The sequence below is a fragment of the Rhodococcus sp. NPDC049939 genome (assembly GCF_040656415.1).
GTDB lineage: Bacteria > Actinomycetota > Actinomycetes > Mycobacteriales > Mycobacteriaceae > Rhodococcus_F.
The window spans coordinates 33,974-45,923 of the sequence record NZ_JBFAMC010000001.1 but is presented as its reverse complement, the minus strand read 5'-3'; the positions used below and the strand labels follow the sequence as shown (position 1 = coordinate 45,923).

Genomic DNA, 11,950 nt, shown 5'->3' with positions numbered 1-11,950 from the left:
TCCCCTCCCCCTTGCGATGCACGCCACGTGCACCACCGGGCCGGAAGATTACCAGCGGGAACTGCCCGGACTGCGCTCGAGCTACCCAGGAGGCTTTACCTACTCGAAGGGCGTGCCCACGTAGTTCTCGGCGATCAACGTGCGGCCCGCGACGGATCGGGTGACCATGTCGAGTTCGGCGATCTGCCGCTTGTGGCCGAATTCGGTGTCCGGCAGTCGATGCATCATCGAGGACATCCACCACGAGAAATGCTGGCTGCGCCACACCCGCGGAAGCACCGTCTCGGTGTAAGCATCCAGTCTGCCACGGCTGCGGGTGGCGAAATACTCGTCCATCGCCTTCGACAGGAAGTAGACGTCGGCGATCGCCAGATTCATGCCCTTGGCCCCTGTCGGGGGGACGGTATGGGCGGCGTCTCCGGCGAGGAAGAGGTTGCCGTGCTGCATCGGCTCGCAGACGAAGCTGCGGAACTGCAGGATCGACTTCTGGAAGATCCTTCCGTCCTTGATCTCCGCGCCCTCGCCATCGACGCGGGCGTGTAGTTCCGACCAGATGCGGTCGTCCGACCAGTTGTCGACCGAGTCGTCAGGGTCTACCTGCAGATAGAGCCGCTGCACCTCGGGGGTGCGGGTGCTGACCAGCGCGAAACCCCTTTCGTGGTTGGCGTAGATCAGTTCCTCTGACGACGGCGGTGCCTCGACGAGGATCCCGAACCAGGCGAACGGGTACTGGCGGAAGTGGTCGGTGCGCACGGTGGTCTCGGGGATGAGATCGCGGGTGCCGGTACGTGAGCCGTCGCAGCCCGCAACGAGTGCGCATGTCAGCGTCTGCCCATTGCCCTCAGCATCGATGTAGGTGATCTTGGGGGCATCCGTGGTGTGGTCGTGGACCTGGACCTCGGACACTCCGAACCGGATGTCGCCACCGTCTTCCAGCCGTCGGGCGATCAGGTCTATCAGGACCTCGTGCTGCGGGTAGACGGTGACGGCACGACCACCGGTGAGCTCGTCGAATGCGATGCGATGGCCCCGCCCGCCGAATCGAAGTTCGATCCCGTGGTGGGTGAAGCCTTCGCGCTTGAGACGGTCTCCGAGCCCGGTGTCCACCATCAGGTCGACGGTTCCCTGCTCGAGCACGCCGGCACGGATTGTGCCCTCCACTTCCTCGCGGGTCCGTCTTTCGAGCACGACCGACTCGATGCCCTTCAGGTACAGGAGATGCGACAGCATCAGTCCAGCGGGACCTGCGCCAACGATCCCGACCTGTGTTTTCATGACAAACTCCCTGCGTGGTTTGTGATACATGCCACTGTCCTGGCGGAACCGAGGCCACGACACCCCAACTTTCACTGAGTGAAAGTCAAGCTAAGCTATTCCCCGGGATATCCCACGCGCAGCGGCTCGCACAGCGGGGATCAAGGACGCAGGGCTCTTGTCGGTCGGAACCACCACGGACACCGCCGCGACCACTTCACCCGTCGACCGTGACACCGGCGCCGCAACAGCGAGCGTTCCGAGATTGAGATGTTCACGGCACACAACCCAACCGGTGCGCCGAATGTCGTCGAGTGTGCTGCGCAACCGGTGCTCGGTGGTGATTGTCGCCGGAGTGAACCGCTCCAGGCCGGCCGCGAGAACCGCGTCGAGCAATTCTCTGCCACCGAAGGCCAACAGGACCAGGCCGCCGCTCGATGCATGCAACGGCAGCCGACCACCGGCCCGTCCCACCACTGTGACGGCACCGCGCGCAGATCTGCGTTCGAGGTACAACGCCTCGAGACCCTCGCGAACCACCAACTGCACATTTTCGTGCGTCGCCTCGTACAGGTCCTCGAGAAAGGGCTGCGCCACCTGCCGAAGCCCGTGGGCACGGGGAGCGAGAGCACCCAACGCCCACAATCGCACCCCGATTTCGTAGCGCCCGTCGGCGACGCGTTCGAGCGCGCCGTGGTCCTCCAACTGGCGGCACAGCCGGTGAACCGTGGGCAGCGGCAGCCCGGTACGTCGGCTCAGCTCCGACTGCGACAACCGAAGGCGGTTCGAGGTAAACGAACCCAGCAGCAGAAAGGCGCGCCCCATCATGCTGCGTTCGTCGGACATGTGGTCAGTATCCCGGTCACCGCCGAGCAGAAGCCAGTATCACGGGCCACCGAATACCGCATCGGCCCACCCGGACGGGCACCTCCGCGACATCGCACGACGACCTTGACGAATTGTTGAACATAAATTTCACGACAGTTGACATCACGATATGACGTAGCACATAATTGGCGGCAGATTTTCTGAACTGGTGTTCGTCTACCGAACAGCGTCGAATCAGAGGACTCCATGACCGGTTCCCCAAGGAGCGAGTCGCGCACCTCGCCGAGCGCGACCCGGACCTACTCTGCAACCTGGGTGGCTTCTCTCTGTTGGGTGGCCGTGCTACTCGACGGTTTCGACCTCGTCGTTCTGGGCGCGGTCATCCCCTCCCTGAGCGAATACGACGCATGGGGTCTGACAACCGGCACTCTCACGTTCATATCGACGTTCAGCCTGGTCGGCATGACCATCGGCGCACTAACGATCGGCACACTCACAGACGTAGTCGGACGCCGCAGAGTCCTGGTGTACACCGTGGCGGCGTTCTCGGTCCTTACACTCCTCTGCGCGGTGGCGCCCAACCCGTTCCTGTTCGGGCTGTTCCGGTTCCTGGCCGGAGTCGGACTCGGCGGCGCCTTGCCGACCGCGTTGGCCCTGGTCAACGAGTTCTCCAGGCGGCCGGGTGGCGGATCTGCATCGACGATGCTCATGACCGGCTACCACGTCGGTGCGGTAGCCACCGCCGCGCTGGCGATCGTCATGATCGAACCCTTCGGCTGGCGTTCGATGTTCGTCGCAGGCGCACTCCCCGCCGTGGTACTGATTCCGCTGATGCTGCGCTACCTTCCCGAATCCCCGTCGTACCTGATCGGGCGTGGACGATTCCACGAAGCCGAGCAGATCGCGGAACGTTACGGGGTAAGACTCGCGCACGCTCCCACCCATACCCACGCCGCCGAGGCGGCCAACCCGGTGCGCATGCTGTTCTCGCGTCCATTCCTCCGCAACAGCATCGCCATCTGGGTCACCTCGTTCATGGGGCTCCTGCTGGTCTACGGACTCAACACCTGGCTACCGACGATCATGCGTGAGGCAGGTTACGATCTCGGCGCGTCCCTTACGTTCCTGCTGGTCCTGAACGCGGGCGCAATCGCCGGTCTCCTTGTTTCAGGCGGCGTCGCCAACAAGATCGGCCCGCGGACGGCCGCAATCATCTGGTTTGCCGGGGCCGCGGTCTTTCTGGCGCTACTGAGCGTCAAGGTCTCGTTCGGGATCTACATACTCGTGTTCCTTGCAGGCTGCTTCGTCTTCAGCGCGCAGGTCCTCGTGTATGCGTTCACCAGCGCCAACCACCCGCCGCAGATCCGCGCTACCGCCCTCGGCTGGTCGGCGGGCATCGGCAGGCTCGGCGCGATCTGCGGCCCGATCCTCGGCGGCGTGATGCTCGGCACCGGCTACGCCGTGCCGTGGGGCTTCTACGCATTCGCCCTGGTGGGACTGCTCGGTGCGATCGCGATCTCGTCGTCGCGGACAGCATCGTCCGGGGTGACGTCGCCACGGGCGACGTCGTCGCGGAGAGCACCCTCAACTCTGGCCGTTGGACACACGGACGGACTGCAAGCCCAGTGATCAGTGTGTTCCTTCGGGAGGTCCGCGCTACCCGAGATAGGGAAGCGTAGGCGTACCCGGCACTACGTCGGGTACGCGGAAGAGTGCCCCTGCCTCAGGATGCGCGTCGAGGTCGGTGGCGATGCGTGAGGTCGTTATATAGAGCTCGCCCAGCTCCGGTCCCCCGAAAGTGCATGAGGTGACTCGTGGGACCGGCAGTTCGATGACGTCGGCAAGTGCTCCGTCGCGGGTGTAGTGGTGAATGGCACCTCCACCCCACATGGCCACCCACAGCCCGCCGTCGGAGTCTATGGCCAATCCGTCTGGAGCGCCCTTCTCCGGGTCTATGTGCGTCAACGTTCGCCGGCCTGAGAGCGTGCCATCGGCGTAGTCGAAAACGTCGATGCGTTGGGTCGGGGTGTCCGCGTAGTACACCGTGGATCCGTCGGGGCTCCAACCCATACCGTTGGAGACGGTGACGTCGGTGAGTGCCACCGTGACGTTTCCTTCGGGGTCGAGTCGGTACACAGTGCCCGCGTGCGGGGTCTCGTCGTAGGACATCGAGCCGCAGAAGAAACTGCCGTCCGGCGCGCAGCTCCCCTCGTTCATCCGGATATTCGTGTCGGACCAGATTTCACCGAGGGGACGCACGTCTGAGATGTCGTCGTTCGCAATGGCAAACCCACGTTCGATCGCGACGATCGCACCGCCACGACTACGCGGACGAACCACAGCAGCGACGGATCCGACATGTCGTCGGCTGATCTCACCCGAAGCAGAGTCCATGATCAAGACATCGCCGACGAGCATGTCTACCCACCGAAGCCCGTTCCAGCCGGAGTGCCACACCGGGCCTTCGCCGTGCTGCGTGCACGGGTCGGTCACTTGTTCTACGACCGTCATCTCTTCTCCTCGCCCTGCTCGGTGGAGATCATCGAATGGTCTCTTTTCTCCTTGCAGACAAGCCCTGAGGATCAGGGACGCAGCAGGATCTTCACGGTACTCCGGCTTTCTTCTTCGAGAATCCGCAGCGCGTCCGCCGCCTCGCTCAGCCTGAGGTCACGACTGATGATCAGCTTGGGATCCAATACACCTGACGTGAATGCCCTCACCGCGTGAACCCAAGCTCGAGATGGCGCACCGAAAACGGTGTGCACCGTAAGTTTCGACAGCACCAATTGCGTCGATGAAAGAGGTTGCCGATCATCTGCCGGCGCACCGGTCAGCGCGACGCGGCCACCCCGGCAGGCAAGTCGAGTGGCCAGACTGGCGGTGCCCGAAGCACCGGCCGCTTCGAGCACCGCGTCGAACTTCCCGACGTGACTTTCGGCCTCCTCCGCCGTGATGACCATCGTTGCACCACAAGATTCGGCGAGTTGAGACCGCGTGCGGTCGAGGTGCACGAGCACCATTTCGGCCGGAGATGCCGCCGAAAGTAGCTGCACCGCAAGCAAGCCTAGGCTGCCTCCGCCCACGACCGCCACACGCTCGCCAGGCACCGTTGCAAGCTCGAGGCACGCGGCCGTGACACAGGCTGCCGGTTCCAGTAGTGCTGCCGCCTGCAAATCCGCCCCGCCAGGCAGCACATGTAGCAGGTGGGCGGGCAAGGTGAGGTAGTTCGCCCAGGCGCCGGGCTGGGTGAAGCCGGTTTCGTCATAGTCCGCCGAACAAAGGTTGTTGTCACCCCGTCGACATGCCGAACAGACTCGACAGGAGCGGAACCCCTCCCCGACAACAGGTTTGCCGATCAAGTCGGATGAGACTCCCGAACCGACCTCCGAGACCGTTCCAGACCATTCGTGTCCGGGAATGACAGGGTAGCGAACGAAGCCTTCCGGACGCCCACCGGTGAACAGTTCACGATCAGATCCGCAAATCCCACTCCATGCCACCTCTACCAGGGCTTCACCGGGCCCGGGAGGGGTAGGTTCATAGGGAATGAGGCGTAGTCGGCGCGGCTCCTCGACAAGTACCGCGTGTCCCGAGCCGTCCCCGGTCATCCAGTTCCCTTACTGCTGTCGAGATCCTCGAGATCGACGACGACGGGGCGTTCGGACCGAACCACCCTTCCGCCGGTTGTAGACGCCGAAATCCACAGGAAGTCACGCGTGAAGTTCGACCAGCACCACCATGTTCCAAATATCGGATTGGCCATGGCATTACAGACGACTGTAAATCGTCTCTCACGGGTGGTCAACGCAGCCGACGACGGTTGACGCAGGGTGCAAATCGCACTTACTGTGGTGAGGAAACTGTCACCGAATCGGCTGCTGCCATCTTGCCGTTGGCAAATTTCGCTCGCGGGTTTGTACAACGCCTTTCGTACAACTGAGAGAACCACACCCGATGACCTACCTCCCCGCACAAGACCGTTACGAGAAGATGAGCTATCGCCGGTGCGGCCGGAGCGGTATCCGGTTGCCCGCTATATCGGTGGGCCTGTGGCACAACTTCGGCGACGACCGCCCGCTCGCTACCCAACGCGAAATCCTGCGCCGGGCATTCGATCTCGGTGTCACTCATTTCGATCTCGCCAACAACTACGGGCCGCCCTACGGGTCGGCCGAAATCAACTTCGGGCGGATTCTGAACGAGGACTTCAAGCCGTACCGGGATGAGTTGTTCCTCTCCACCAAAGCCGGCTGGGACATGTGGCCGGGCCCGTACGGCGACCTGGGTTCACGCAAGTATCTGCTGTCGAGCCTGGACCAGTCGCTGAAGCGGATGCAGGTCGATTATGTCGACGTCTTCTATTCTCACCGGTTCGACCCACACACCCCTCTCGAGGAGACGATGGGAGCCCTCGACACAGCCGTACGCTCCGGGCGTGCGCTGTATGCCGGAATCTCGTCCTATTCGCCGACCCGGACCGCCGAAGCCATAGCGATTCTGCAGTCGATGGGTACACCACTGTTCATCCACCAGCCGTCCTACTCCATGCTCAACCGCGTGATCGAGGAAGGGTTGCTCGACACGCTCGAGCCCGCAGGCGTCGGATGCATCGCCTTCTCGCCACTCGCCCAGGGGATGTTGACATCGAAGTACCTCGATGGCGTGCCCGCCGGCTCGAGGGTGACCGAGGGAACTTCACTTACGAAAGACATGCTCACCCCGGAGAATCTCGATCGAATCCGTGCGCTGAACGCGATCGCCGAGCGCCGGGGTCAGTCGCTCGCTCAAATGGCACTCGCCTGGGCGCTGCGCGATCCGCGTATGACGTCGGTGGTGGTCGGCGCATCGAGCGTCGCACAACTCGAAGACAGCCTCGGCGCACTCGCCAACCTCGACTTCTCAGCGGAAGAACTCGCCGAGATCGATTTGAGCGCCGTCGAAGGTGGCATCGACATCTGGCGCAAGGTCAGTACCTCCTGAAGGGCAGCCGACTCGGTCCGGCCTGTCGGTAACGGAAGGTATAACGGGTGCTCGACCACCCGCCGTCCCGTCCGCAGGAGCTGTTATGCCCACCGAACACGACGTACGTGCGATGATGCTGGCGTTGCCGGAAGCCCAGGAGGTTGTGGTCGCCAACTGGGGCGATCAACCCACATTTCGTGTGCGCAACAAGATGTTCGGACTCGTCGGTCACGGTGCCCCCACGGTGTGCCTCAAGGCGACGGTAGAAACACAGGCGGCTCTGCTTCAGGAGGATCCCGAGGTATTCCTGATGGCGCCGTTCTTCGGACGGTACGGCTGGATCGATGTGGTCCTCGACCGCGTCGATGCCGAAGAACTGGCGGAATTGGTCGAGGAGGCGTGGCGCCTGACCGCACCGAAACGCGTGGTCGCGGCCTTCGACGCTGAAACGTCCAGTGGCGGCCTTCGAAACTGAGCGCTCTACCCCTCGTCCGTCCCGAATCGGCCCAGTTGGTGTCGCAGCGCTGCGCGGAGGTCCGGCCGACGGAAGCGGTGGTCCCGTTCGAGGAGTCGTCGCGGTGTAACCCGCTGATCAGCCAGGGCGAGTTCGCGTGCGCCCTGCTCTCCGAGCAGCAGTCTCGGCCCGAAGTCGGGGACCGGTAGACACGCCGGCCGACGCAGTACCGAAGCGAGCACGGCGGTGTATTCCTCGTTGCGCACGGGATTGGGCGCCACCGCGTTGACTGCGCCGCGCAACTCCGCATCGACCAAGGCACGGTGATACACATCCAACAGATCGTCGATGTCGATCCACGACAGCCACTGCGTCCCCGTTCCCAGCCGGCCACCGAGACCGAGCTCGAACAGGGGCCTTTGCAACCGGAGCACACCACCGTTGGGTGATTGCACGATCCCGGTTCGAACATGCACCACCCGCACCCCGGCGTCGGCGGCAACCTTCGACGCCTCTTCCCACTCCGCCACGACGTCTGCAAGGAATCCGTCACCGCGCTCGTCTTGCTCGTCGAGAATCGCATCACCACGGTGTGGGCCGTAGTACCCGATCGCGGACGCGCTGACGAACACCTTCAGCCCACATCTGGCCGCCAATTCCGCCAGTCGCCGGGTGGGGGCGATGCGACTTTCCCTGATGGCCCGCCGGTGACTGTCCGTGAACCGTCCCGCGATGGATGCTCCGGCGAGGTGAATCACCGCGTCCACTCCGTCGAGGAGGTCCTCGGCGGGGTCGGACGTGTTCCATCGACGTTCGTTCGGAGTGCGCGGAGCGTGGCGCACGAGCCGCACCACTCGGTGGCCACCGGTGCTGAGGAATGCGCTCAACGCGGATCCGACAAGGCCTGAACTACCCGTCACCGCGATCGTCAGGGGCCCGGGCAGAAGCGTCGATGCCCACTGGTGCCGCGCGATGTCATCCGCGAGTTGACGGTGGCGATAGACGAATGTCGACCGCAGAAACCTGCCTGGCACGACGGTGTCGACGCGGTCGGTGATCCGGGTCGAATTCTCCGACACGACGTCGAAGATGTGCGTGTGTCGCCAGGGCACGAGCAGGCGGATCGGTAGAGCAGACGAGTAGTCGACGAATCGATGCGGCGGGTCGTACTCGCTCGCATCGTGTTGGGCGACCCAACGCAGACCAGCGGGCAAGACAAGTTCCGCCCGGCCCGATTCGAGGGACTCGGACTCTCGCTCGAGTCTCAGTGGCTGCCATGGCGGTGACAGCCGGGTGAACGCCCCGGGCCTGGCGTGCCAGGCGAACAGCTCGTCCCTCGGGGCTTCGACAACGCTCGAATGCACGATGCCCATTTCTAGACCCTAGCCGCGATCTCGGCCGTAGCAGGGACGAACACGAGTAGCGTAATTGGAATGGCGCAATTACGCGCACTGGTGACGGGTTCTACCGGGTACATCGGCGGACGCCTAGCCCCCCGTCTTGCGGAAGCCGGCTACAAGGTGCGGGTTCTGGCCCGCTCCCCCGACAAGCTGGCGGACGTTCCGTGGGCGTCCGACGTCGAGATCGTCCGCGGGGACCTGAGCAATCCCGGATCGCTCACTGCGGCATTCGCAGACGTCGACGTCGTGTACTACCTGGTGCATTCGATGGAAGGCACGGGCGAGTTCGAAGAGACCGAACGGATCAGCGCGCAGAACGTTGCGCGGGCTGCCCGAGACTGTGGCGTGAGCCGCATCATCTACCTCGGTGGGCTGCATCCGGACTCGCCAAATCTCTCGCCGCACCTGCGCTCGCGAACTCGGGTGGGCAAGATTCTCATCAAATCCGGTATTCCCACAATGGTTTTGCAAGCTGGTGTCGTCATCGGGTCGGGCTCGGCGTCCTTCGAGATGATTCGACATCTGACCAACCGCCTACCGGTGATGACCACCCCGCGGTGGGTCAACAACAAGATCCAGCCGATCGCTGTCCGAGATGTGCTGCACTATCTCGTGGCAGCGGCGCAGGCTCCCCTGCCACGCAGCCGCACGTACGACATCGGCGGACCCGACATCATCAGGTACGGCGAGATGATGCAGATCTACGCCGAGATCGCCGGTCTACAACGCCGTCGCATTCTCGTCCTGCCAGTGTTGACACCGAAACTCGCCGGCCTGTGGATCGGCCTCGTGACCCCGATTCCTCCGTCGCTCGGGCGGGCCTTGATCGAATCACTGCGGGATGATGCCGTCGTCTCGGAGCACGAAATCGACGACGTGATACCCCGCCCGGAAGAAGGACTGACGTCGTATCGGGAAGCCGTGAGATTGGCGCTTCGGCGAACGGACGACGGTGAGGTGGAGACCACGTGGGCAGGGGCTTCCCCGGTGAACGCCCCCTCCCAGCCTCTGCCGTCCGACCCTCAGTGGGCCGGTGAAGTTGTCTACACCGACGAACGCACGAAGGAGTGCGACGCCGACGCCAAAACGCTGTGGAGCGTGGTCGAGAGTATCGGCGGGGAGAACGGCTGGTACTCGTTCCCACTCGCGTGGTCCGTTCGCGGCTGGCTCGACCGAGTGGTCGGAGGTGTCGGACACACCAGGGGACGCCGGGATCCGAAACAGCTCAATACCGGTGATCCGCTGGATTTTTGGCGTGTGGAACGCATCGACCGGGGCACACTGCTACGACTGCGCGCCGAAATGCGGACTCCAGGTGGGGCCTGGCTCGAGTGGCGGATACAACCAGTGGGCGCGAATCGTTCCCGCCTTTGTCAACGTGCGATCTTCTTCCCGAAGGGCCTGGCGGGACGCCTGTATTGGTATTCGATCCTGCCGTTCCACGGAGTCATATTCAGAGGAATGATGGAGAACATCACTGGCAGCGCAACCCGTCAGAGCGTGCAGAGCGGCACGATGTCCTCCCGGCCACCGGTGGTCGGGGACGTCAGCAACAGGCAGGAGTCATAGCCTCGTGACTCCACGACCTGCCGTATCTGTTGCCATTGCGCGTCGTCGACCGCACGAGTGCGCGAGAGAACGAATCCCGACGACCGTGCTGGATCGCCGACCACTGCCCACGAGTAGTCATCCGCAATATACGTCACCACATAGTTGGTAGGGCCGTCCGGTGAACTACGGAACGGCACGTCGGTAAAGCTCACGTGCAGTTGGGCGTTGGTGACTGGATCATTGACGCGCGCATTTCCGTTGACACCGTTCGTTCCCCCCGTCCACGTGGTGCACGAGTTGGCGACGCTGATATTCGATGAATCGACATATCCGTACGTCGCCGAAGTGTCCCGTGCGCAGTTCAGATTGAACGGCTGCGGTACGGCGGCCAACTGATACCACGTGCCGAGGTATCTCTGAATATCAAGAGAAGGAACAGGTTCGAGCGCACCCGGTATATCTTCCGGTCCCGGAGGCTGAGCCTGCGCGGGGCCCGACAGCACCAGAGCGACAGTCGCGGCCAACAGCCCGGTGACGAATCCACGAGCCATCGAGAGCACCATTTCGAGTCCTTTCACGATCGTGTAGTCGGTGAGACGCAAGCAGCACCGGTAGAGCGCGCTCGCAGCACCCCCTTTCGAGTCATTCGGTGCCCCTTCCGAATCGGATGGGTCATATCGGAAAGAGATTTCACCCATCCGATTCGGATACCGCTCCGAACTCCTGTCGCAAGGCACTTATCCGCGCACATCAACTCTGCGCAACTCAACTCCGTGCACACCACGCCGTGCACATCAACGAGAGGGAAAACCAATGAGCGTCACCACCCGAGTTCTTGCAGTCGCCGCAAGCGCATCTCTGGTCTTGCTGGGCGCAGCGTGTTCCTCGGATGACAACGACTCGAACAATACGACCGCGGACACCACCACAACGGAACCGGCAACGACGACGGATATGGCAGACCCCGTTGCGAATCTGGTGGGTCCGGGCTGTGCTGGGTACGTGGAGGCGGTGCCTGACGGTGCCGGTTCGCTCGACAGCATGGCAGAGGAACCTGTCGCCACGGCTGTTGTCAACAACCCCATGCTCACCACACTCGCGGCAGCGGTTTCCGGGCAGTTGAACCCGGATGTCAACCTCGTCGACACGCTGAACGGCTCGGAGTTCACGGTGTTCGCCCCTGTGGACGCCGCATTCGCGAAGCTCGACCCGGCAACGGTCGAGACCTTGTCGACAGATTCCGCGCTGCTCACCCAGATCCTGACCTACCACGTGGTCCCGGGCCAGATCCCTCCGAGTGACATCGTCGGCGAGCACTCCACCGTCGAAGGTGGCACAGTCACCGTCACCGGTTCCGGAGACGACCTGATGGTCAACGATGCGGGCGTCATCTGCGGTGGGGTCCAGACCGCCAACGCCACGGTCTACCTCGTAGACACGGTTCTGATGCCCCAGTAAGTACTTGCGTATCCCAGCAGGTGCATACGTAGTTGCGGTAGTT

10 protein-coding genes and 1 pseudogene are annotated in these 11,950 nt (G+C 63.2%); 5 read left to right on the top strand and 6 right to left on the bottom strand.

The features are described 5' to 3' along the window. Positions 1-99: 99 nt before the first annotated feature. Both AB0I57_RS00180 and AB0I57_RS00175 read right to left on the bottom strand, forming a co-directional pair. Positions 100-1,275, bottom strand: a complete 1,176-nt coding sequence (locus AB0I57_RS00180; protein ID WP_358328128.1) for a 4-hydroxybenzoate 3-monooxygenase — start codon at positions 1,273-1,275, stop codon at positions 100-102. Positions 1,276-1,365: 90 nt separating this feature from the next. Beyond that, positions 1,366-2,100: an IclR family transcriptional regulator gene (locus AB0I57_RS00175; protein WP_358328125.1), complete on the bottom strand. Its 735-nt coding sequence runs from the start codon at positions 2,098-2,100 to the stop codon at positions 1,366-1,368. Positions 2,101-2,328: 228 nt separating this feature from the next. Here AB0I57_RS00175 and AB0I57_RS00170 point away from each other — a divergent pair. Further along, positions 2,329-3,615 (top strand): annotated as a pseudogene (locus AB0I57_RS00170) (aromatic acid/H+ symport family MFS transporter); the annotation flags it as partial. 123 nt (positions 3,616-3,738) lie between these two features. On the opposite strand, the gene AB0I57_RS00165 reads toward AB0I57_RS00170, so the two are convergent. Beyond that, positions 3,739-4,593, bottom strand: coding sequence for an SMP-30/gluconolactonase/LRE family protein (locus AB0I57_RS00165; protein WP_358328122.1), 855 nt, complete (start codon positions 4,591-4,593; stop codon positions 3,739-3,741). 71 nt (positions 4,594-4,664) lie between these two features. Continuing rightward, entirely contained in the window at positions 4,665-5,690 is a 1,026-nt protein-coding gene (locus AB0I57_RS00160) for an alcohol dehydrogenase catalytic domain-containing protein (RefSeq protein ID WP_358328119.1), read from the bottom strand. A gap of 346 nt (positions 5,691-6,036) precedes the next feature. Here AB0I57_RS00160 and mgrA point away from each other — a divergent pair, with 346 nt between their 5' ends. Next, entirely contained in the window at positions 6,037-7,062 is a 1,026-nt protein-coding gene (mgrA, locus tag AB0I57_RS00155; protein WP_358328116.1) for an L-glyceraldehyde 3-phosphate reductase, read from the top strand. An 85-nt stretch (positions 7,063-7,147) separates the two neighbouring features. Then, positions 7,148-7,519: an MmcQ/YjbR family DNA-binding protein gene (locus AB0I57_RS00150; protein ID WP_358328114.1), complete on the top strand. Its 372-nt coding sequence runs from the start codon at positions 7,148-7,150 to the stop codon at positions 7,517-7,519. Between the two features lie 5 nt (positions 7,520-7,524). Here AB0I57_RS00150 and AB0I57_RS00145 read toward each other — a convergent pair whose 3' ends face one another. After that, positions 7,525-8,871, bottom strand: coding sequence for a TIGR01777 family oxidoreductase (locus AB0I57_RS00145; RefSeq protein WP_358328111.1), 1,347 nt, complete (start codon positions 8,869-8,871; stop codon positions 7,525-7,527). A gap of 60 nt (positions 8,872-8,931) precedes the next feature. Between AB0I57_RS00145 and AB0I57_RS00140 the strand changes: the two genes are divergently transcribed. Next, on the top strand, positions 8,932-10,467 hold the full coding sequence (locus tag AB0I57_RS00140) for an SDR family oxidoreductase (protein ID WP_358328108.1): 1,536 nt from the start codon (positions 8,932-8,934) through the stop codon (positions 10,465-10,467). Here the strand turns inward: AB0I57_RS00140 and AB0I57_RS00135 are convergent. After that, a complete protein-coding gene (locus tag AB0I57_RS00135) occupies positions 10,392-11,012 on the bottom strand; it encodes a lipocalin family protein (protein WP_358332976.1) in 621 nt (206 codons plus the stop codon). The genes AB0I57_RS00140 and AB0I57_RS00135 overlap by 76 nt on opposite strands. Before the next feature lie 250 nt (positions 11,013-11,262). Here AB0I57_RS00135 and AB0I57_RS00130 point away from each other — a divergent pair, with 250 nt between their 5' ends. Beyond that, positions 11,263-11,907 (top strand): fasciclin domain-containing protein, encoded by a 645-nt coding sequence (locus tag AB0I57_RS00130; RefSeq protein ID WP_358328105.1) that lies wholly within the window; start codon positions 11,263-11,265, stop codon positions 11,905-11,907. The last annotated feature ends 43 nt before the right edge of the window (positions 11,908-11,950 follow it).